Source organism: Burkholderia cepacia GG4 (assembly GCF_000292915.1).
GTDB classification, from domain to species: domain Bacteria; phylum Pseudomonadota; class Gammaproteobacteria; order Burkholderiales; family Burkholderiaceae; genus Burkholderia; species Burkholderia cepacia_D.
Genome location: NC_018513.1, coordinates 3376215 through 3396457, shown reverse-complemented (window position 1 = coordinate 3396457; position 20243 = coordinate 3376215). Strand labels below are relative to the sequence as shown.

Annotated in this window: 21 protein-coding genes and 1 riboswitch; of the genes, 18 read left to right on the top strand and 3 right to left on the bottom strand. The window is 66.2% G+C overall.

The genetic code is table 11. The features are described 5' to 3' along the window. Positions 1-78 precede the first annotated feature (78 nt). Positions 79-1545 carry a glutamate synthase subunit beta gene (locus tag GEM_RS15480; RefSeq protein WP_014898326.1) on the top strand — a complete coding sequence of 489 codons (1467 nt, stop codon included), beginning with the start codon at positions 79-81 and terminating at the stop codon, positions 1543-1545. A gap of 94 nt (positions 1546-1639) precedes the next feature. Here the strand turns inward: GEM_RS15480 and GEM_RS15475 are convergent, their stop codons facing one another. Both GEM_RS15475 and GEM_RS15470 read right to left on the bottom strand, forming a co-directional pair. After that, positions 1640-2014 carry a hypothetical protein gene (locus GEM_RS15475; RefSeq protein WP_014898325.1) on the bottom strand — a complete coding sequence of 125 codons (375 nt, stop codon included), beginning with the start codon at positions 2012-2014 and terminating at the stop codon, positions 1640-1642. A 66-nt stretch (positions 2015-2080) separates the two neighbouring features. Beyond that, positions 2081-3073, bottom strand: coding sequence for a lipid II-degrading bacteriocin (locus GEM_RS15470; RefSeq protein ID WP_272148358.1), 993 nt, complete (start codon positions 3071-3073; stop codon positions 2081-2083). A gap of 799 nt (positions 3074-3872) precedes the next feature. Here GEM_RS15470 and GEM_RS15465 point away from each other — a divergent pair. Together GEM_RS15465 and thpR are read left to right on the top strand one after the other, a co-directional pair. Continuing rightward, positions 3873-5363 (top strand): alanine/glycine:cation symporter family protein, encoded by a 1491-nt coding sequence (locus tag GEM_RS15465; RefSeq protein WP_014898323.1) that lies wholly within the window; start codon positions 3873-3875, stop codon positions 5361-5363. Next, positions 5360-5908 carry an RNA 2',3'-cyclic phosphodiesterase gene (gene thpR / locus GEM_RS15460; RefSeq protein ID WP_014898322.1) on the top strand — a complete coding sequence of 183 codons (549 nt, stop codon included), beginning with the start codon at positions 5360-5362 and terminating at the stop codon, positions 5906-5908. Before GEM_RS15465 ends, thpR begins: the two co-directional genes overlap by 4 nt. A gap of 71 nt (positions 5909-5979) precedes the next feature. Here the strand turns inward: thpR and GEM_RS15455 are convergent, their stop codons facing one another. Then, positions 5980-7749: an ABC transporter ATP-binding protein/permease gene (locus GEM_RS15455; protein WP_014898321.1), complete on the bottom strand. Its 1770-nt coding sequence runs from the start codon at positions 7747-7749 to the stop codon at positions 5980-5982. Between the two features lie 269 nt (positions 7750-8018). Further along, positions 8019-8142, top strand: a riboswitch (TPP riboswitch). Between the two features lie 234 nt (positions 8143-8376). Here GEM_RS15455 and GEM_RS15450 point away from each other — a divergent pair. The 15 genes from GEM_RS15450 to hisG all read left to right on the top strand — a co-directional run bounded on the left by GEM_RS15450 (position 8377) and on the right by hisG (position 20242). Further along, positions 8377-9513, top strand: a complete 1137-nt coding sequence (locus GEM_RS15450; protein ID WP_014898320.1) for an FAD-dependent oxidoreductase — start codon at positions 8377-8379, stop codon at positions 9511-9513. Positions 9514-9545: 32 nt separating this feature from the next. Beyond that, positions 9546-9743 carry a sulfur carrier protein ThiS gene (gene thiS / locus GEM_RS15445; RefSeq protein WP_014898319.1) on the top strand — a complete coding sequence of 66 codons (198 nt, stop codon included), beginning with the start codon at positions 9546-9548 and terminating at the stop codon, positions 9741-9743. A gap of 37 nt (positions 9744-9780) precedes the next feature. After that, the gene (locus GEM_RS15440; protein ID WP_014898318.1) at positions 9781-10596 is read left to right on the top strand and encodes a thiazole synthase; all 816 of its coding nucleotides are present in this window, start codon (positions 9781-9783) and stop codon (positions 10594-10596) included. Then, entirely contained in the window at positions 10593-11717 is a 1125-nt protein-coding gene (thiE, locus tag GEM_RS30090; RefSeq protein WP_014898317.1) for a thiamine phosphate synthase, read from the top strand. The genes GEM_RS15440 and thiE overlap by 4 nt, the downstream gene beginning before the upstream one ends. A gap of 84 nt (positions 11718-11801) precedes the next feature. Beyond that, on the top strand, positions 11802-12623 hold the full coding sequence (locus GEM_RS15430) for an ABC transporter ATP-binding protein (RefSeq protein WP_014898316.1): 822 nt from the start codon (positions 11802-11804) through the stop codon (positions 12621-12623). Continuing rightward, a complete protein-coding gene (mlaE, locus tag GEM_RS15425; protein ID WP_014898315.1) occupies positions 12620-13387 on the top strand; it encodes a lipid asymmetry maintenance ABC transporter permease subunit MlaE in 768 nt (255 codons plus the stop codon). Before GEM_RS15430 ends, mlaE begins: the two co-directional genes overlap by 4 nt. Before the next feature lie 24 nt (positions 13388-13411). Continuing rightward, positions 13412-13972, top strand: a complete 561-nt coding sequence (gene mlaD, locus GEM_RS15420) for an outer membrane lipid asymmetry maintenance protein MlaD (RefSeq protein WP_041490565.1) — start codon at positions 13412-13414, stop codon at positions 13970-13972. A gap of 33 nt (positions 13973-14005) precedes the next feature. Beyond that, complete coding sequence (locus tag GEM_RS15415) at positions 14006-14971, top strand: VacJ family lipoprotein (protein WP_014898313.1); 966 nt, start codon at positions 14006-14008, stop codon at positions 14969-14971. 111 nt (positions 14972-15082) lie between these two features. Further along, on the top strand, positions 15083-15712 hold the full coding sequence (locus GEM_RS15410; protein ID WP_014898312.1) for an MlaC/ttg2D family ABC transporter substrate-binding protein: 630 nt from the start codon (positions 15083-15085) through the stop codon (positions 15710-15712). Further along, positions 15709-15984: an STAS domain-containing protein gene (locus GEM_RS15405; RefSeq protein ID WP_014898311.1), complete on the top strand. Its 276-nt coding sequence runs from the start codon at positions 15709-15711 to the stop codon at positions 15982-15984. The genes GEM_RS15410 and GEM_RS15405 overlap by 4 nt, the downstream gene beginning before the upstream one ends. A gap of 192 nt (positions 15985-16176) precedes the next feature. Further along, positions 16177-17103, top strand: a complete 927-nt coding sequence (locus GEM_RS15400; protein ID WP_014898310.1) for an ABC transporter ATP-binding protein — start codon at positions 16177-16179, stop codon at positions 17101-17103. Beyond that, positions 17100-17939: an ABC transporter permease gene (locus GEM_RS15395; protein WP_014898309.1), complete on the top strand. Its 840-nt coding sequence runs from the start codon at positions 17100-17102 to the stop codon at positions 17937-17939. The genes GEM_RS15400 and GEM_RS15395 overlap by 4 nt, the downstream gene beginning before the upstream one ends. Positions 17940-17989: 50 nt before the next feature. Further along, a complete protein-coding gene (locus tag GEM_RS15390) occupies positions 17990-18229 on the top strand; it encodes a BolA family protein (RefSeq protein WP_006477131.1) in 240 nt (79 codons plus the stop codon). 13 nt (positions 18230-18242) lie between these two features. After that, on the top strand, positions 18243-19592 hold the full coding sequence (gene murA, locus GEM_RS15385; protein ID WP_014898308.1) for a UDP-N-acetylglucosamine 1-carboxyvinyltransferase: 1350 nt from the start codon (positions 18243-18245) through the stop codon (positions 19590-19592). Continuing rightward, positions 19589-20242 carry an ATP phosphoribosyltransferase gene (hisG, locus tag GEM_RS15380; protein WP_006751807.1) on the top strand — a complete coding sequence of 218 codons (654 nt, stop codon included), beginning with the start codon at positions 19589-19591 and terminating at the stop codon, positions 20240-20242. Before murA ends, hisG begins: the two co-directional genes overlap by 4 nt. The last annotated feature ends 1 nt before the right edge of the window (position 20243 follow it).

The following is a 20243-nucleotide window of genomic DNA, read 5'->3' as shown; positions in this document are numbered from 1 at the left end:
ACGACATAGCGAATGCCGCGCGCGCATGACTGCCGCGCGCGGCTCCCCCACCCGATACACCGAACAGAAGAGCACCTTATGGGCAAGGCAACCGGTTTTCTGGAGTTCGAACGCCGCCACGAGGCGTACGAAGCACCGCTCACGCGCGTGAAGCACTACAAGGAATTCGTCGCGGCACTGACCGACGCGGACGCGAAGGTCCAGGGCGCGCGCTGCATGGATTGCGGCATCCCGTTCTGCAACAACGGCTGCCCGGTCAACAACATCATCCCGGACTTCAACGATCTCGTTTACCGCCAGGACTGGCAGCAGGCGATCGAAGTCCTGCATTCGACCAACAACTTCCCGGAATTCACGGGCCGTATCTGCCCGGCGCCGTGCGAGGCAGCGTGCACGCTCGGGATCAACGAAGATCCGGTCGGCATCAAGTCGATCGAGCACGCGATCATCGACAAGGCCTGGGCGGAAGGCTGGGTGAAGCCGCTGCCGGCCGAGCACAAGACGGGCAAGAAGGTCGCGGTCGTCGGTTCGGGCCCCGCGGGCCTCGCCGCTGCGCAGCAGCTCGCGCGCGCGGGCCACGACGTGACGGTGTTCGAGAAGAACGATCGCGTCGGCGGCCTGCTGCGTTACGGGATCCCCGACTTCAAGCTCGAGAAGTGGCTGATCGATCGCCGCATGCGCCAGATGGAAGCGGAAGGCGTGACGTTCCGCACCAGCGTGTTCATCGGCAAGGATGCGCTGCCCGAGTCGATCGGCAGCCTCGCGAAGGAAACCATTTCGCCGGAGAAGCTGAAGGAAGAGTTCGACGCGGTCGTGATCGCGGGCGGTTCGGAAACGCCGCGCGACCTGCCGGTGCCGGGCCGCGAGCTTGCCGGCGTTCATTTCGCGATGGATTTCCTGCCGCAGCAGAACCGCGTGAACGCGGGCGACAAGCTGGTCGACCAGCTCCTCGCGAAGGGCAAGCACGTGATCGTGATCGGTGGTGGTGACACGGGTTCGGACTGCGTCGGCACCTCGAACCGTCACGGCGCGAAGCAGGTCACGCAGTTCGAGCTGCTGCCGCAGCCGCCGGAAGAGGAAAACAAGCCGCTCGTGTGGCCGTACTGGCCGATCAAGCTGCGCACGTCGTCGTCGCACGAGGAAGGCTGCGAGCGTGACTGGGCGGTCGCGACGAAGCGTCTCGAAGGCAAGAACGGCAAGGTCGAGAAGCTGATCGCGGTGCGCGTCGAGTGGAAGGACGGCAAGATGCAGGAAGTGCCGGGCTCCGAGTTCGAGATGAAGGCCGACCTGGTGCTGCTCGCGATGGGCTTCACGCAGCCGGCAGCCACCGTGCTCGAGGCGTTCGGTGTCGCGAAGGATGCCCGCGGCAATGCGCGTGCGGCGACCGAAGGCGATCGCTCGTACTACACGTCGGTCGACAAGGTGTTCGCGGCAGGCGACATGCGTCGCGGCCAGTCGCTCGTCGTCTGGGCGATCCGCGAAGGCCGCCAGTGCGCGCGCTCGGTCGACGCGTACCTGATGGGGCATTCGGAACTGCCGCGCTGAGCTGAAGCGCGCGAGCGGGTTTCGATGAAAACCGGGCGTCCGAAAGGGCGCCCGGTTTTTTTTATGGGCGTCGGCGGCGTGCCGTCGAGCGACGTCATGGTGCCGGCTTCGCCGACTCGAGGGGAAGCTTCTGAACTTTCCCGAAACCGGTGATGCGGAGGTCGCAATCGATCGTCGCCCCGTAGTTTCCTTCGCGAGACTTCAGATCGAATGCCCACCAGCCGAGCTTGTCGGCATAATATCGGGGCTTTCCGGTGAATTCGACGTCGTTCAGTTGGGTGCCTTGTTCTTTGGCGAATGCGAGAATTTTTGCCTCGAGTTCTCCGGCCGGAGCATCAGGGCAACTGCCTTCGTCCCTCTCGTATCTGGCAATTCCAACGATGACAAGAAACAGAGAGACCAGAGCGATGGCTGTCGCGACGAGAATAAGCACGAGGCGAACGACGTAGCGAGTGACTGTTGAGATCATGGTCGTTTTGGGAGCCCTCAGGACACGAGGTTGCGATCACGGTTGAAAAATCCTCGTTGGTTACGTCTACCAGAGCCTTGGGCGCATGAGTCCACCGAATGATGGCCGGTGAACGGCTTGAGGCGGACGCGTTTCGGCGTTCCGGACGGGCCTTTGACCAGAGAATGAGATTTCTTTCTCGCCAGTGAAGTAGATCTGATAGTCGGTGTGGCCAAGTGTGGAGCCGATTTCTCGCAAAACGGTGGTCATCCATTCTTGCAGGAACGGTCGATTGGAGCGGTCGGCATCGAATTTGTCAGGATTCAACGTGTAGGACCCAGCGAAGCGATAGGTGTTGTCTTCCTGCATCGTCAATGTTCCTCGGACGTGACCCGAGACGCGACCTACCGTTGTGGCGGACCAGAAGTCTTGTGCACCGTGGCTGAAGACATTCGTGCTGAACGGTCCGTCGATCGGATAAGTGCCCGGACCATATCCAGGGTTATCTATGCTTGACCGGATCAATTCGAAATCCGAGACGCCCATTCTTAGATTCATGGATTCGAGATTGATCGATCTGCGTTCGCCATTTCCAAAAGCCCAATAATAGACGGCCCCGATGAACATGAAGGGATTGCCGTAAAACTGGAATTCAGAGGCCGGCCGGATCCCGTTCAGCTGATTTGCGTAGATGCCGAATAGTGTCGAGACGTCACCATATTGGCCCAAGGCGCGGTTGAGATTGTATGAGTTCGCTCCGGGGAAGTTTTGATAGCCGCCCCGCGCCAACCACCCGGTAAACTCGCCAATCAACGTCAGTTGGTTGCGCCAGAATATCTCGTTGCGGTGCTCGAACAGGAACTTGAAGAACTCTTCAGTGACGGAAATCATGTCACCGTGGTCTGCGTTGTTGAACATCTCGGTAGCTGAACAATATCTACCGAAGCACAGGAGCTTGGGATAACCGAGTGCGGCCTCAGACATCGCGCCTCCGCCTCCAACCTTGTTTGAAAATCCGTCAAGACTGGGGAGGCGCGGTGCGTTGACCGAAATTTCCGGCAAGACGTTCGCTTGTGCCAAGCATATCGATCGTTTCTGCAGCGCGTAGAGGGGAAAAGATACCGCCCCGGTAACGAGTATTCGCCTCTTATGTCGTTGTGTCTGTTCGGCATGGGCAGCACGTTCCAATGAACCGTTTGATTTCCTCATTTCTTATCCCATCCTGTAAAAAATTTGTAGTCCGAATCGAATAGCATTCGTGTTTTGTGAGTGTCGATGCAAGCAGAGTTTCATGTGTTGCCATCTTTGAAATGGCGGCGATGTGCTTATTTCGTCACCGTCGGGCCGGATGCTTTCAAACGATTTGCGTCGAAGTGCCTGACGAGCGATGCCAGCATGGGGAATGACCCAATCGCGTGGTGAGGCTTCTCCGACATGGCACGGCGGTATTTCAGGGGAAACTTTCACGCGATCAATAGACAGTCGATCCTGGCGTGTGGACAGCGCGAAGAGAGGAGCGGCACGTTGCGTGGCCGATTTGGCGGTTCGCTATTGCGAATGTTTCCGAGTGTCAAAGGTCGCGAATCGCCAGTCGCAGTATTTGCTTTCGATCGGTACTTGACGCTGAGCCAAGCACTCCCTGTGACAAGGGGGATTGGCGGAACGACTTAAATTCCAGGCATCCATTCGTCGCTCCCCCGCTGCGCGTCCCGCATCTTCCCGAAGCGTCGCCTAACCTGATCACATCGGGCGGTGATATTCGGCGATCCTTTAACCTTTCGTTTTGTAATAATTCTTGCGAACTGTCATATCATGTCGCCCCTCGGGTCGCGTTCGCGCGGCCGCCGCATGTGACTGACGCAATTTACAAGGATTCTGGATGGAAGCATTCGTACATGGGCTGATCGACGCCGTCAACGGCGTGCTGTGGAATTACGTGCTGATCGCGCTGCTGCTCGGCGCCGGTGCGTGGTTCACGTGGCGGTTCCGGATGATCCAGCTGAAGGCGCTGTTCCTCAGCATGAAACTGGTCGGCAGCAAGGGCGAGCCGGGCAGCATCTCGTCGTTCCAGGCGTTCGCGACCGGGCTCGCGAGCCGCGTGGGCACCGGCAACATCGCGGGCGTCGCGGTCGCGCTGACGGTCGGCGGGCCGGGCGCGATCTTCTGGATGTGGATGACCGCGCTTGTCGGGATGTCGTCCGCGTTCGTCGAGGCGACGCTCGCGCAGATCTTCAAGGTGTCGCACCCGGACGGCAGCTATCGCGGCGGTCCGGCGTACTACATCCAGGCGGGCCTGCGTTCGCGCGGCTTCGGCCTGCTGTTCTCGCTGTCGCTGATCCTCGCGTTCGGCTTCGTGTTCAACGCGGTGCAGGCGAATGCGATCGCGGATGCGTTCCACACGTCGTTCGGCTGGCGTCGCGAGACGGTCGGCCTCGGTCTCGTGCTGCTGAGCGCGCCGATCATCTTCGGCGGCATCCGGCGCATCGCGACGGTCGCGCAGGTGATCGTGCCGCTGATGGCGATCGGCTATCTGGCGCTCGCGGTCTATGCGGTCGCCACGCACATCGCGCTGGTGCCGGACGTGATCGTGCTGATCGTGAAGAGCGCGTTCGGCGTCGAACAGGCGGCCGGCGGCCTGACGGGCTATGCGGTCAGCCAGGCGATCGCGATCGGCGTGAAGCGCGGGCTGTTCTCCAACGAAGCGGGGATGGGCAGCGCGCCGAACGCGGCCGCGACCGCGAGCACGCGGCACCCGGTCTCGCAGGGGCTGATCCAGATGCTCGGGGTGTTCGTCGACACGATCGTGATCTGCAGCGCGACCGCGTTCGTGATCCTGCTGTCGGGCCAGTACGAGCTCGGCACCGGCATGGAAGGCGCGGCGCTCACGCAGCGCGCGATCGCGAGCCACGTCGGCGATTGGGGCGGCATCTACATGGCCGTCGCGATCTTCTTCCTCGCGTTCTCGTCGGTGATCGGCAACTACGCGTATGCGGAAGGCAACGTCGAGTTCATCACGCAGCGGCGCGGCGTGCTGCCGCTATTCCGCGTCGCGGTGCTCGGGATGGTGATGTTCGGCAGCGTCGGGCAGTTGCCGCTCGTATGGGCGGTGGCCGATACGAGCATGGGGTTGATGGCGATCATCAACCTGGTCGCGATCCTCGCGCTCGGCAAGTATGCGCATGCCGCGTGGCGCGACTATCGCCACCAGCGCGCGCAGGGCATCGCCGATCCGGTGTTCACGCGCAACACGATTCCCGAGCTCGCGCGCGTGCTGCCGGCCGACGTGTGGGGCGAGCACGGCCCGCTGCCGCGGCGTCCGGCTTCGGCCGATGCGGTGGCCGCCACGCGCGTGGCGGTGCGCGAGTCATGAACGGCGACCGGCTCCGTGCATTCGTCGCGCTGCTGCCCGATACGGCATCGCGCGACGCGCTGCACGCGTTGCCGGTCACCCGCGGCGCGCGGCGCACGCAGCCCGCGCAACTGCACGTGACGCTCGCGTTCATCGGCGCGATCGAACGGACACGATGCGACGCGCTGGCCGCGCGCCTGCCGGCGCTCGCGGCCGGGCATGCACTGCCGTTGCAGCCGGTCGAGCGGATCGCGTGGTGGCCGAGCCTGCCGCGCGCGAGGCTGATCGTCGCGGAACTCGCGGCCGATCCCGCATGTGCAGCGCTGAATGCCGATTTGTCCGCGCTGCTGCGCGAACTCGGCGTGCCGGCCGACCGCCGGCCGTTCCGGCCGCACGTCACGCTCGCTCGACTGCCGCGCGATGCTGACGGACAACCGGCACACGGCGGCGCGACCGGTCGGCCGGTCGCACTGCGTTTCGTCGCGCTGACGCTGTTCGAAAGCCGGTTGTCGCACGAGGGCGTGTCGCACCTGCCGATCGTGTCGGTGCCGGTCGGGCGGGCGTAGCCGGGCGGTGGGGCGGTGGGGAGGACGAAGAAGAGAAGGCCGGCGCGGCAAGCGCCGGCCTCTTTATTGGGTTACGCGGCGACCTTGTCGCTGTCGGTCACGCGCTCGACGTTGATCCTGCCGACGTGGAACGCGGCCAGCGATTCGCGGTGCGCGATACTGACGATCGCGGCCTTCGGCAGCCGTTCCGCGAACAGGTGATAGAGCCGCGCTTCGTTGTCCGCGTCAAGCGCGCTCGTCGCTTCGTCGAGGAACAGGAAGTCCGGCTTGTGCAGCAGCACGCGCGCGCCGGCGAGACGCTGCTGTTCGCCCGGCGACAGCACCCGCGTCCAGTGGCCGGTTTCGCCGAGGCGCTCGACGTAGTCTTCGAGGCGGCATGCGCGCAGTGCGTCGCGACAGGCGTCGTCGGTAAACGCGTCGGGCGCGGCCGGATAGGTGAGCGCGGCCTTCAGCGTGCCGATCGGCAAGTAGCTCGTCTGCGGCACGAACATCATCCGCGCGCCAACCGGTGCGTCGATCGCGCCGTCGCCGAACGGCCACAGGCCCGCGAGCGCGCGCATGAACGTGCTCTTGCCGGAACCCGACTTGCCGATCACGAGCCAGCGCGAGCCCGGTTCGATCGTCACGTTGCCGATGTTCGCGAGCGCGTTGCCGTTCGGCAGTGCGAGCTTCAGCGACGACGTCGACAGTTGCTCGGCATCGACGTAGTGCAGGTTGATGCCGCCGTGCTCGGTCGCGGGCGACAGGCTTTCCTTCAGGTGCGACGTGCCCATCACGCGCTTGAATTCACGCAGACGGTTGACGGTTGCACGCCATTCGACGAGGGTCGAGTAACTGTTGATGAACCACGAGAACGAATCGCTGACGGTGCCGAACGCGGACGAGATCTGCATCAGCACGCCGAACGAGAACGCGCCCGCGAAATAGCGCGGCGCCGCGACGACGAGCGGGAAGATGATCGCGATCTGCCCGTAGAAGCTCAGCACGAACGTGAGGCGCTTCGTGTACTTCATCACGCGCCACCAGTTGTCGCGGATGCGCATGAACAGGTTCTGCGCATTGCCGGTCTCGGTTTTCTCGCCGTCGTAGAACGCGATCTGCTCGGCGTTCTCGCGCAGGCGGATCAGCCCGAAGCGGAAATCGGCCTCGACCCGCTGCTGCTGGTAGTTGATCGACACGAGCGGGTGGCCGACCTTCTGGATGATCAGCGAACCGACCACTGCGTACAGCGCGGCCGCCCAGACCATGTAGCCGGGAATCGTGATCGGCGTCGCGCCGAGCGAGAGCGTCAGCGCGCCCGCGAGCGACCACAGGATCGTGATGAACGACACGAGCGTGACGACCGTCGACAGCAGGTCGAGCGACAGCGCGAGCGTCGTCGTCGCGAACGACTGGAGGTCGTCGGTGATCCGCTGGTCGGGGTTGTCGGCGAGGCGGTCGCGTTCGATCCGGTAGAACGCGCGATCGCCGAGCCACTGGCCGAGAAAGCGGTCGGTGAGCCACTGGCGCCAGCGGAACCCGAGCATCTGTCGCAGGTAGCGGCCGTACACCGCGAGGATGATGAAGCCGAACGCGAGCGCGGAGAACTGCATCAGCAGGTTCGGGAAGTCGTGGACGTCCTTCGACTGCAGCGCGTTGTAGAACTGCGCGTTCCACTTGTTCAGCTTGACGTTGATCCAGACCACGCAGAGGTTGATCGCGATGATCGTGACCAGCAGCCCCCACGCGACTTTCCATTCGGATGACACCCAGTAGGGCTTGATGAGGCTCCATGCGGATACCGGGCGCTCGTCCTGCGGCGCGTCGGAGGCGAAGCGGACGGGATCGATCGATTGGGTCATGTGCTTCCTGATGAGTAGCCGGCGCGCGGGCCGGGCGAAGCCGGGCGCGCGCCGCGATACGGCATGCCGGGACGAGGTGCCGACTGGCGGCGGGCGCTCGGATGGTCGCCCGCGCGTCTTAAACGGCACTTAAGGCCGGCGGTGACGCGGCAACCGGCCGCTCGCGCGGCCGACCTGCGGGCATTGTGCCAGAGCGGCGCAGCGTGACGACGAATTTGCCACAAAGGGGACAGTTTGCGGCGCTTTCCGCTTTTATGGTCTAATGGCCGACGACGAAACAGGGGTGCTTCGAGCGCGGCCGACGGAAAGTTCCGGGCGACGCGGCGAGGCTGAGAAAGACCCTTCGCACCCGATCCGGGTAATACCGGCGAGGGAAGTTTCTGATCCCGCCGGGCCGCGCTGGCTGCCATCCCACATGGTCAGCGCCCGAGTCCCGCCCGGCCGGCCTTTGCTGCCGGTTTCGTCCTTTTGGGTACGCGCGTTGCGCGTTACGGAAGGAATGATGACCGCTCAATCTTCAGTCTTTTGCGCTGTTCCCGATCCGCTGTCGTGTGCGTCTGCACGGGACGGTGTGCATGCGTCGACGTCCGTCGTACGCGCCCGCGCGATGCGCGGGGAGGGGGCGCGATGAACGTCCACGATTCCCGGCCGGATTTCGCGGTGCTCGGCGGCGGCCTCGTCGGCCGCCTGATCGCATGGCGGCTCGCGGGCGACGGGCAGCGCGTCGCGCTGTACGAGCGTGGCGGCCCGGACGGCGAGCAGTCGGCTGCGTGGATCGCGGCCGCGATGCTCGCGCCGCTCGCCGAGGCTGCGAGCGCCGAACTGCTGATCACCGAACTCGGCGCGGCGTCGCTGGCCCGCTGGCCGCAATGGCTCGCGGAACTGCCCGAACCCGTGTTCTTCCAGCAGCACGGCACGCTCGTCGTCTGGCATCACGCGGATCGCGCGGAGGCCCCGCTGTTCGAGCGGCGCGTGCGTGCGAACGCGCCGGCCGAGCTGTTCGACGGCGGCTTCGTCGCGCTTGCCGGCGTGCAGGTCGACGCGGCCGAACCCGCGCTCGCGGGGCGCTTCGCGCGCGGCCTGCTGCTGCCGCGCGAAGGGCAGCTCGACAACCGGCAGGCGCTGCGCGCGCTCGCGGCGGGCCTCGCGCAACGCGGCGTCGAGCTGCACTGGCACGCGACGATCGACGACGCGAACCGGCCCGACGCGCATTTCACGATCGATTGCCGTGGGCTCGGCGCGAAGCCCGCGCTGCCCGCGCTGCGCGGCATCCGCGGCGAAGTCGCGCGCGTGCGTGCGCCCGGCATCGGGCTCACGCGGCCCGTGCGGCTGCTGCATCCGCGCTACCCGCTGTACATCGCGCCGAAACAGGACGACCTGTACGTGATCGGCGCGACCGAGGTGGAGGGCGAGGACATGTCGCCCGTCAGCGTGCGCTCCGCGCTCGAACTGCTGAGCGCGGCGTTCTCCGTGCACCCGGCGTTCGGCGAGGCGCGCATCCTCGAACTGAATGCGCAATGCCGTCCGACGCTGCCCGATCATCGCCCGGCGGTGATCTGGGACGGCGCGACGACGCTTGCCGTCAACGGCCTGTACCGGCACGGCTTCATGATCGCGCCGGAAGTCGCGCATGCGGCGGTCGCGTTCGCGCAAGCCGCGCTCGGCGGCGCGTTCGCCGATGCCGACGCGTTCGCGGCCTGGCGTGACGCCGCGCGCTGGCCGACGCTCCTTCACCACCGCGACGACGCGCGCCAGCCGGCCTGACGCGCGCCGCCGACCGAATTCGACCAAGCCTCATGGATATCCAGATCAACCAACAGACCCTGACGCTGCCCGACGGCGCGACGGTGGCCGACGCGCTCGCCGCGTACGGCGCGCGTCCGCCGTACGCGGTCGCGTTGAACGGCAATTTCGTCGCGCGCACGCAGCATGCGGCGCGCGCGCTCGCGACGGGCGACAAGCTCGACGTGGTGCACCCCGTCGCGGGCGGCTGAGCGCCGCCGGTTCGCCCCGCTCTTCCAGGAAAACGACATGACGTCCCTCACTTCCGCCGACGCGCTGACGCTGTACGGCGAAACCTTCGCAAGCCGCGTGCTGCTCGGCACGTCGCGCTATCCATCGCTGCAGTCGCTGTCCGATTCGATCGCCGCGTCGCGGCCGGGGATGGTGACGGTCGCGCTGCGCCGCCAGATGACCGGCGGAACCGCCGAAGCCGGCTTCTTCGACCTGCTCAAGCGCCACGCGGTGCCGCTGCTGCCGAACACGGCCGGCTGCCAGACCGTCGCCGAGGCGGTGACGACCGCACACATGGCGCGCGAGGTCTTCGACACTGACTGGATCAAGCTCGAGCTGATCGGCGACGACTACACGCTGCAGCCCGATCCGGTCGGGCTGATCGAGGCGGCCGCGCAACTGGTCAAGGACGGCTTCAAGGTGCTCCCGTACTGCACCGAGGATCTCGTGATCGGCCGGCGCCTGCTCGACGTCGGCTGCGAGGCGCTGATGCCGTGGGGCGCGCCGATCGGCACGGGCAAGGGCGTCGTGAACCCGTACGGGCTGCGGGTGCTGCGCGAGCGGCTGCCGGACGTGCCGCTGATCGTCGACGCCGGACTCGGCGTGCCGTCGCATGCGTGCCAGGTGATGGAGTGGGGCTTCGACGGCGTGCTGCTGAACACGGCCGTGTCGCAGGCCACCCACCCGGAGATCATGGCGCGCGCGTTCGCGCAGGGCGTCGAGGCCGGCCGGGCGGCCTACCTCGCCGGGCCGATGGATGTGCGCGAGACTGCGCACGCGAGCACGCCGGTCGTCGGGATGCCGTTCTGGCATCAGGACGGGGGCGGTGCATGAGCGTGCGATTTGCCGATGCATTCTGGCCGCCGGCCGACGAGCTGGCCGAAGCGGCCGAGCAGATTCGCGCCCGCCTGGGCGACTGGCCGACCAGCACGACGCCGTGGCGGCTCTGCGTGGCGGCGCCCGAGGTGCCGGCCGCCGGCGACGTGCTGATCGTGTCGGCCGGCGACCGCGCCGCGCAGGCGCGCGCGTCCGCCGCGTCGCGCCCGGCGTCGCCGGATGCGGTCGCGATCGAATTCGACGAACGCGGCGCGGCGCTGCATGCCGCGGGCGTGCGCTACGCGCTCGAATCCGCGCACCCGCTCGCGGACGACTGGATCGCGGCGCTCGCCGCGTTCCTCGATTGCGGCTTCGCGCCGATCGACGCGCTGGTGCTCGCACTGGCGTGGCGCGACGGCGACGAGACTCGCGCGGCGGATGCATGGCCGGTCGATGCCGCGCGGTTCCCGCGCGTCGCCGGCTTGGCCGCCGCGCCGGAGCCGGCGTTTCCGCCATGCCCCGCGCAATTGGGGCTCTATCCGGTCGTGCCGGACGCCGAATGGGTCGAACGCGTGCTCGATTGCGGCGCGCGGACCGTGCAGCTGCGAGTGAAAGGCGCGAATCCCGACGCGTTACGCGCGGAAATCGCGCGTGCGGTCGCGGCAGGGCGCCGCTATCCCGAAGCGCGCGTGTTCATCAACGATCACTGGCAGATCGCGGTAGAAGAGGGCGCGTACGGCGTACACCTGGGTCAGGAAGATCTCGAAACGGCCGATCTCGCGGCGATCGCGCGCGCCGGCCTGCGGCTTGGGCTGTCGAGCCACGGTTATTACGAGATGTTGCGGGCATTGCATGAGCGGCCGAGCTATCTCGCGCTCGGTCCCGTGTACGCGACGGCGACCAAGGCGGTCGCGGCGCCGCCGCAGGGCCTTGCCCGAATCGCCCGCTACGCGCGCTTCGCGGGGGCGCGGGCGCCGCTCGTCGCGATCGGCGGCGTCGGGCTCGACGCGTTGCCGGACGTGCTGGCGACGGGCGTCGGCAGCGTCGCGGTGGTCAGTGCGGTGACGGGCGCTATCGAGTATCGGGCGGCGATTGTTGCGTTGCAGCAATGCTTTGCCCGACAATTTGACAATCATTGACCGCAGGGCCCGGAACGGCGTCACGACATCATTCCAAGGCAGGCCCTATAATTCGGCGTTCTGCGTAAAAGGACTGTCAGCTCCGTGAGCCCCACTCCTACCGAGACCCTGCTGGAACTTCGCGACGTCGACTTTGGCTACGGCGACCGCCTCGTCCTGTCGAACCTGAACCTGCGCTTCGGGCGCGGCCAGGTCGTCGCTGTCATGGGCGGATCGGGTTGCGGCAAGACGACCGTGCTGCGCCTGATCGGCGGCCTTGTGCGTGCGCGCCGCGGCCAGGTGCTGTTCGACGGCGCCGACGTCGGCGCGCAGACGCGCGACGGCCTGTACGCGCTGCGCCGCAAAATGGGCATGCTGTTCCAGTTCGGCGCGCTGTTCACCGACATGTCGGTGTTCGAGAACGTCGCGTTCGCGCTGCGCGAACACACCGATCTGCCCGAAGACCTGATCCGCGACCTCGTGCTGATGAAGCTCAACGCGGTCGGCCTGCGCGGCGCGCGCGACCTGATGCCGTCCGAGGTGTCGGGCGGGATGGCGCGTCGCATTGCGCTCGCGCGCGCGATCGCGCTCGATCCGCAGCTCATCATGTACGACGAGCCGTTCGCGGGCCTCGACCCGATCTCGCTCGGCATCACCGCGAACCTGATCCGCACGCTGAACGAGGCACTCGGCGCGACCTCGATCCTCGTCACGCACGACGTGCCGGAATCGTTCGCGATCGCCGATTACGTGTATTTCCTGGCCAATGGCGGCGTGCTCGCGCAGGGGACGCCGGACGAACTGCGCGCATCGACCGATCCGAGCGTGCGCCAGTTCATCGACGGCGCACCGGACGGCCCGTTCAAATTTCATTACACGAGCCCGCCGCTGGCAGCGGATTTCGGGCTCGGCGGAGGGCGCGCATGATCAGCGCGATCGGACGTTATGTCACCGGCGGCCTCGAGCGCGCGGGCTACGGCACGCGGCTGTTCGTGCGCCTCGTGCTGGAATTCTTCCCGTTGCTGCGCCGGCCCCGGCTGGTCACGAAGCAGATCCACTTCCTCGGCAACTATTCGTTCGTGATCATCGCCGTGTCGGGCCTGTTCGTCGGCTTCGTGCTCGGCCTGCAGGGCTACTACACGCTGAACCGCTACGGGTCCGAGCAGGCGCTCGGCCTCCTGGTCGCGCTGTCGCTCGTGCGCGAGCTCGGCCCGGTCGTGACCGCGCTGCTGTTCGCGGGCCGCGCGGGCACGTCGCTCACGGCCGAGATCGGCCTGATGAAGGCCGGCGAGCAGCTCACCGCGCTCGAGATGATGGCGGTCGACCCGATCAAGACGGTGATCGCGCCGCGCATGTGGGCCGGCATCATCGCGATGCCGCTGCTCGCCGCGATTTTCAACGCGGTCGGCGTGCTCGGCGGCTATTTCGTCGGGGTCGTGCTGATCGGCGTCGATCCGGGTGCGTTCTGGTCGCAGATGCAAGGCGGGGTCCAGGTCTGGGCCGACGTCGGCAACGGTGTGCTCAAGAGCATCGTGTTCGGGTTCGCCGTGACCTTCATTGCGCTGTATCAAGGGTATGAAGCGAAGCCCACGCCAGAGGGCGTGTCGCGCGCGACGACCAAGACGGTCGTGTTCGCGTCGCTCGCCGTACTCGGCCTCGATTTCCTGCTGACCGCGCTGATGTTCAGCTAAGCCTCAGCCAAGCCAAATTTTGGGATGACGATGAAAAAGACTGCTCTCGACTTCTGGGTCGGCCTGTTCGTGGTGGTGGGCTTCCTTGCGGTGCTGTTCCTGGCGCTGAAGGTCGGCAACATGAGCTCGCTGTCGTTTCAGCCGACCTATTCGGTGAAGATGAAATTCGACAATATCGGCGGGCTGAAGCCGCGCGCGGCCGTGAAGAGTGCCGGCGTCGTGGTCGGCCGCGTGAAGTCGATCGGCTTCGATACGAACACGTACCAGGCGCTCGTGACGATCGACGTCGACGGCCAGTACCCGTTCCCGAAGGATTCGTCGGCGAAGATCCTGACGTCGGGCCTGCTCGGCGAGCAATATATCGGTCTCGATCCGGGCGGTGACACCGAAATGCTGAAGGCGGGCGATACGATCGCGATGACGCAGTCGGCGATCGTGCTCGAGAACCTGATCGGCCAGTTCCTGTACAGCAAGGCAGCCGACGCGGGCGGCGCGAAGCCGGCAGCCGGTGCAGCGGCTGCACCGGCCGCGCCCGCACCGGTGGCGGTGCCGGCGTCCGCGGTGTCCGGTTCTGGCGCCCAATAAACCACACGAGAGAAAGACCAGAGGGTAATGACCATGCAGACGATCCGCATCAGGAACGCCGCGCTCGCGGTGGCGGCAGTCGCCGCGTTGAGCGGTTGCGCGACCGTGCAGACGCCGACCAAGGGCGATCCGCTCGAAGGCTTCAACCGCACGATGTACAAGTTCAACGACACGGTCGACACGTATGCGCTGAAGCCGGTCGCGCAGGGCTACCAGTACGTGGTGCCGCAGCCGGTGCGCGACAGCGTGACCAACTTCTTCTCGAACATCGGCGACGTCTACATCGCGGCGAACAACATCGTGCAGCTGCGGATCGCGGACGGCGTCGGCGACCTGATGCGCGTCGTGATCAACACGGTGTTCGGCGTCGGCGGCCTGTTCGACGTCGCGACGATCGCGAAGCTGCCGAAGCACACGGCCGACTTCGGGATCACGATGGGCCGCTACGGGATGCCGTCGGGCCCGTATCTGGTGCTGCCGCTGCTGGGCCCGAGCACGCTGCGCGACACGGCTGGCCTCGGCGTCGACTATGTTGGCAACCCGCTCACCTACGTCAAGCCGGATGGCCTGAGCTGGGGCCTGTTCGGCGTGAACCTCGTCAACACGCGCGCGAACCTGCTCGGCGCGGGCGACGTGCTGAACGCCGCGGCGCTCGACAAGTACTCGTTCGTGCGCAATGCGTACCTGCAACGCCGTCAGATGCTGATCGACAATGCGCGTGGCGAGGCTGGCGCGAGCTCGAGCAGTGATGCGCTGCCGAAGTACGACCTGCCGGACGACGGTGCGGCACCGGCGGCAGCCGGCGCGGCCGGTACGGCGGGCGCAGCGGCAGTCGGCGGGGCCACGGCGCCGGCCGGTGCATCGGGCGCGGCCGTTGCGGTGCCGGCTTCGGGCACGGCCGAATCGCCGAACCCGGCCAGCGAAACGAACGTGCCGGCCATGCAGATGACGCCGCCGTCTCCGGGCGGGTTCCGCTTCCCGAGCATCAAGCTGCACTGACCCATTTACATTCGTTACAGCCGGAAACGATTCAGTCGGTAGCGCACGCGAACTTGCGCGTAAGCTACCGTCTCCAACCTTCGCATCGACTCATTCATGCAGGTCACTATGATGAAAAAACTGTTCCTGATCCCCGTTTTCGCGGCGCTGTTCTCGTTCGGCAGCGCAGCTCACGCGCAAGTCGACCAGTCGAACCCGCAGGCGCTGATCAAGACGGCGACGCAGCAGGTGCTCGACGAAGTCAAGCAGCAGACGATCAAGCAGGGCGACACCAATCGCATCATTACGATCGTCAACAAGGACATCCTGCCGTACACCGATTTCCGCCGCACCACGCAGCTCGCGATGGGCCGCAACTGGCGCACGGCGTCGGTCGAGCAGCAGCAGCAGGTTCAGGAGCAGTTCAAGCTGCTGCTGATCCGCACGTATTCGGGTGCGCTGGCTCAGCTGAAGCCGGACCAGCAGATCCAGTACCCGCCGTTCCGCGCCGATCCGGCCGATACCGACGTCGTGGTCAAGACGGTCGCGATGAACAACGGACAGCCGGTCCAGATCGACTACCGCCTGTACAAGACGGCCAACGGCTGGCGGGTGTATGACCTGAACGTGCTCGGCGCATGGCTGATCCAGACGTACCAGCAGCAGTTCAACGAGAAGATCCAGCAAAGCGGCGTGGACGGCCTGATCAAGTTCCTGACGCAGCGCAACCAGGAACTTGCCGCGGGCAAGCAGGCGTCGTGAGCGGCTTCGAGGCCGGTTCCACGCTGACCGTCGCGAGCGCGAAGTCCGCGCTCGCGGACGGTCTCGCACGCATCGGCGCGGGAGCTACCGCCGTCGATTGCGCGGCGCTGACGCAGTTCGACTCGTCCGCGCTCGCCGTGCTGCTCGCATGGCAACGTGCCGCCAAAGCGCGCGGCACGACCCTCGACATCCTCAATCTCCCCCCGAAGCTCGCCAGCCTCGCGCACGCCTACGGCGTCGACGCGCTCATCGAAGGCACCGGGCGACATTGACCCTGTCCGACCGAAGCCTGCCGCGCCAGCCGGCGCGCGCCAGCTTCAGGCCGCGCGCCTCCGGCGCCGGCTCCACCAGCCGGTTTGCCCTATAATCAAGCGTTTTGCGGGGCAGCCAATCGGCGTCCGGCCCCCATTTTCATTCGCAGCAAGCACAGAATAGGCGTCGCGGCCGTTGCGCCGCGCACAGTCATGTCAGCCATAGAAATCCGTCACGTCAAGAAGCGCTACAAATCGCTTCAGGCGCTCAAGGGCGTCAGTCTGTCGGTCGAGGAAGGCGAGTTTTTTGGTCTGCTCGGTCCGAACGGCGCAGGCAAGACCACGCTCATCAGTATCCTCGCCGGGCTTGCCCGGGCCGATGAAGGCAGTATCTCGGTGCGTGGCCACGACGTCGTCAAGGACTTCCGGGATGCGCGTCGCGCGCTCGGCGTCGTGCCGCAGGAACTCGTGTTCGACCCGTTCTTCACCGTCCGCGAGACGCTGCGGATCCAGTCCGGCTATTTCGGGCTGCGCCGCAACGACGACTGGATCGACGAAGTCATGGCCAATCTCGACCTCACCGAAAAGGCCGACGCGAACATGCGCGCGCTGTCGGGCGGGATGAAGCGCCGCGTGCTGGTCGCGCAGGCGCTCGTGCACCGGCCGCCCGTGATCGTGCTCGACGAGCCGACTGCCGGTGTCGACGTCGAACTGCGCCAGACGCTGTGGAAATTCATCTCACGGCTGAACCGCGAGGGCCACACGATCGTCCTGACCACCCATTACCTCGAGGAAGCCGAGGCGCTGTGCGATCGCATCGCGATGCTGCGTCGCGGTGAAGTCGTCGCGCTTGACCGCACCGACGCGCTGCTGCGCCGCTTCGCGGGGCTGCAGCTGTACCTGCGGCTCGCGACGGGCGCGTTGCCGGCCGAGCTGCGCGGGCTGGAGACCGATCCGGCCGCACGCGCGCCGGGCGAGCACCTGCTGCGTCTCACGAGCTACGACGATGTCGAGCGCATCCTCGCGCAGTGTCGCGCGGCGGGTTGCACGTTCGACGAGATCGAGGTCCGCAAGGCGGACCTCGAAGATGTGTTCGTCCAGGTGATGAACGGGGCCGAGGCGATCGAGGGTCTGGCATGAATCAACAACGCCCACGCGAACTTCGTTCGCTGTCCGCCGAGGGGGCGCCCGCCCCGCTCGGGGCTGCCCGGCAAGTGGCCGGAAGCGGTTTTCGTACGCTGTTCTACAAGGAACTCCTGCGTTTCTGGAAGGTGGCGATCCAGACGGTGCTCGCGCCCGTGGTGACGGCGCTGCTGTATTTGACGATCTTCGGCCACGCGCTGTCGGGTCGCGTCGAGGTCTATCCGGGTGTCGAGTACGTGAGCTTCCTGGTCCCGGGCCTCGTGATGATGAGTGTGCTGCAGAACGCGTTCGCGAACAGCTCGTCGTCGCTGATCCAGTCGAAGATCACCGGCAACCTCGTGTTCGTGCTGCTGCCGCCGCTGTCCTACAGGGACATCTTCGGCGCGTACGTGCTCGCGTCCATCGTGCGCGGCCTCGCGGTCGGCACGGGCGTGTTCGTCGTGACGATCTGGTTTATCCCGATGCATTTCGCGGCGCCGTTGTTCATCATCGCGTTCGCGCTGCTCGGTTCGGCGATCCTTGGCACGCTTGGGCTGATCGCCGGGATCTGGGCCGAGAAATTCGACCAGCTCGCCGCGTTCCAGAACTTCCTGATCATGCCGCTGACGTTCCTGTCCGGCGTGTTCTATTCGACGCACTCGCTGCCGCCCGTGTGGCGCGAGATCTCGCGTCTCAACCCGTTTTTCTACATGATCGACGGCTTCCGTTACGGGTTCTTCGGCGCGTCCGACATCAACCCGCTCGCGAGCCTCGCGATCGTCACCGGTTTCTTCGTGCTGCTCGCGATGTTCGCGATGCGGCTGCTCGCGACCGGCTACAAACTACGTCATTGATATCGACGGCGGCAGCCGCCACGGGCGGCGCGCGCCGACAGGAGCCCCTCATGTTGCCGACTCCCGAACAGGTCAAGCAATACATCGCCGGCGGTCTCGCCTGCACTCATCTGGAAGTCGAAGGCGACGGCCAGCATTTCTTCGCGACGATCGTGTCGGCGGCCTTCGAAGGCAAGCGGCCGATCCAGCGGCACCAGCTCGTCTATGCGGCGCTCGGCGATCGCATGAAGCAGGAAATTCACGCGCTCAGCATGAAGACGCTGACGCCCGCCGAATGGCAGAACGCATAACCGGAACCACTGAGTGCAAGTCACCGTCAACGAGCGCGACGCCGTCCAGAGCGTCGCCACGGCACACCCGGCCGTCAACGGGGAATCGCAGGGACACGGGATGGACAAGCTGGTGATCGAAGGCGGTCGCCGGCTGTCCGGCGAGATCGTCGTGTCGGGCGCGAAGAATGCCGCGCTGCCGATCCTGTGCGCGGGGCTGCTCAGCGCCGAGCCGGTCGAGCTCGACAACGTGCCGAACCTGAAGGACGTGCGCACCACGCTGAAGGTGCTGAATCAGATGGGCGTGAAGAGCGATACGGACGGCTGCCGCGTGCAGCTCGACGCGTCGCGTGTCGACAACCTCGTCGCGCCGTACGAGCTCGTGAAGACGATGCGCGCGTCGATCCTCGTGCTCGGGCCGCTGCTCGCGCGCTTCGGCGAAGCGAAGGTGTCGCTGCCGGGCGGCTGCGCGATCGGCGCGCGTCCGGTCGACCAGCACATCAAGGGCCTGCAGGCGATGGGTGCCGAGATCAGCATCGAGCACGGCTTCATCGAAGCGCGCGCGAAGCGCCTGAAGGGCGCGCGCATCGTGACCGACATGATCACCGTGACGGGCACGGAAAACCTGCTGATGGCCGCCACGCTTGCCGATGGCGAGACGGTGATCGAGAACGCGGCGCGCGAGCCGGAAGTGAGCGATCTCGCACACTTGCTGGTCGCGATGGGCGCGAAAATCGACGGCATCGGCACCGATCGCCTCGTGATCCAGGGTGTCGAGCGGCTGCATGGCGCGCGCCATTCGGTGATTCCCGACCGCATCGAGGCCGGCACGTTCCTGTGTGCAGTGGCGGCGGCGGGCGGCGACGTGATGCTGACTGGCGTGCGCCCGCACATCCTCGACGCGGTGATCGACAAGCTGCGCGAGGCCGGCGTGTCGATCGAGGAAGGCGACAGCTGGCTGCGCGTGAAGATGGATCGCCGGCCGTCGGCGGTCACGATCCGCACGTCGGAATACCCGGCGTTCCCGACCGACATGCAGGCGCAGTTCATGGCCCTCAATTCGGTCGCGACGGGCACCGCGCAGGTCGTCGAGACCATTTTCGAGAACCGCTTCATGCACGTGCAGGAGCTGAACCGGCTCGGCGCGAACATCACGGTCGACGGCAACACGGCGCTCGTGACGGGCGTCGACAAGCTGTCCGGCGCGAACGTGATGGCCACCGACCTGCGCGCATCGGCGAGCCTCGTGATCGCCGGGCTGCGCGCCGAAGGCGAAACGCTCGTCGACCGCATCTATCACCTGGACCGCGGCTACGACCGCATGGAAACCAAACTGACCGCCGTCGGCGCGAACGTGCGCCGCCTCTCCGGGAGCCAAGCATGACCGCGCCGCTGACCCTCGCCCTGTCGAAGGGCCGGATTTTCGAGGAAACCCTGCCGCTGCTGGCGGCCGCCGGCGTGCAGGTGGCCGAGGATCCGGAAACGTCGCGCAAGCTGATCCTGCCGACGACCGATCCGAACCTGCGCGTGATCATCGTGCGCGCGAGCGACGTACCGACCTATGTCGAATACGGCGCGGCCGATTTCGGTGTGGCCGGCAAGGACGTGCTGGTCGAGCACGGCGGCTCGGGCCTGTACCAGCCGATCGATCTGAATATTGCACGCTGCCGGATGTCGGTGGCCGTGCCGGCCGGCTTCGACTACGCGAACGCGGTGCGCCAGGGCGCGCGCCTGCGGGTCGCGACCAAGTACGTCGAAACGGCGCGCGAACACTTCGCCGCGAAGGGCGTGCACGTCGACCTGATCAAGCTGTACGGCTCGATGGAACTGGCGCCGCTGGTCGGCCTCGCCGACGCGATCGTCGACCTCGTCAGCTCGGGCGGCACGCTGAAGGCGAACAATCTGGTCGAGGTCGAGGAGATCATGGCGATCTCGTCGCGCCTCGTCGTGAACCAGGCTGCGCTGAAGTTGAAGCGCGCGGCGCTCAAGCCGATTCTCGACGCGTTCGAACGCGCGTCGCAGAATGGCAATTGAG

Excerpts from the sequence above, each read along its gene's own strand:
- GEM_RS15480 (WP_014898326.1), top strand. The coding sequence starts at position 79 with ATGGGCAAGGCAACCGGTTTTCTGGAGTTCGAACGCCGCCACGAGGCG.
- GEM_RS15475 (WP_014898325.1), bottom strand. The coding sequence starts at position 2,014 with ATGATCTCAACAGTCACTCGCTACGTCGTTCGCCTCGTGCTTATTCTC.
- GEM_RS15465 (WP_014898323.1), top strand. The coding sequence starts at position 3,873 with ATGGAAGCATTCGTACATGGGCTGATCGACGCCGTCAACGGCGTGCTG.
- thpR (WP_014898322.1), top strand. The coding sequence starts at position 5,360 with ATGAACGGCGACCGGCTCCGTGCATTCGTCGCGCTGCTGCCCGATACG.
- GEM_RS15455 (WP_014898321.1), bottom strand. The coding sequence starts at position 7,749 with ATGACCCAATCGATCGATCCCGTCCGCTTCGCCTCCGACGCGCCGCAG.
- GEM_RS15450 (WP_014898320.1), top strand. The coding sequence starts at position 8,377 with ATGAACGTCCACGATTCCCGGCCGGATTTCGCGGTGCTCGGCGGCGGC.
- thiS (WP_014898319.1), top strand. The coding sequence starts at position 9,546 with ATGGATATCCAGATCAACCAACAGACCCTGACGCTGCCCGACGGCGCG.
- GEM_RS15440 (WP_014898318.1), top strand. The coding sequence starts at position 9,781 with ATGACGTCCCTCACTTCCGCCGACGCGCTGACGCTGTACGGCGAAACC.
- thiE (WP_014898317.1), top strand. The coding sequence starts at position 10,593 with ATGAGCGTGCGATTTGCCGATGCATTCTGGCCGCCGGCCGACGAGCTG.
- mlaE (WP_014898315.1), top strand. The coding sequence starts at position 12,620 with ATGATCAGCGCGATCGGACGTTATGTCACCGGCGGCCTCGAGCGCGCG.
- mlaD (WP_041490565.1), top strand. The coding sequence starts at position 13,412 with ATGACGATGAAAAAGACTGCTCTCGACTTCTGGGTCGGCCTGTTCGTG.
- GEM_RS15415 (WP_014898313.1), top strand. The coding sequence starts at position 14,006 with ATGCAGACGATCCGCATCAGGAACGCCGCGCTCGCGGTGGCGGCAGTC.
- GEM_RS15410 (WP_014898312.1), top strand. The coding sequence starts at position 15,083 with ATGAAAAAACTGTTCCTGATCCCCGTTTTCGCGGCGCTGTTCTCGTTC.
- GEM_RS15400 (WP_014898310.1), top strand. The coding sequence starts at position 16,177 with ATGTCAGCCATAGAAATCCGTCACGTCAAGAAGCGCTACAAATCGCTT.
- GEM_RS15395 (WP_014898309.1), top strand. The coding sequence starts at position 17,100 with ATGAATCAACAACGCCCACGCGAACTTCGTTCGCTGTCCGCCGAGGGG.
- GEM_RS15390 (WP_006477131.1), top strand. The coding sequence starts at position 17,990 with ATGTTGCCGACTCCCGAACAGGTCAAGCAATACATCGCCGGCGGTCTC.
- hisG (WP_006751807.1), top strand. The coding sequence starts at position 19,589 with ATGACCGCGCCGCTGACCCTCGCCCTGTCGAAGGGCCGGATTTTCGAG.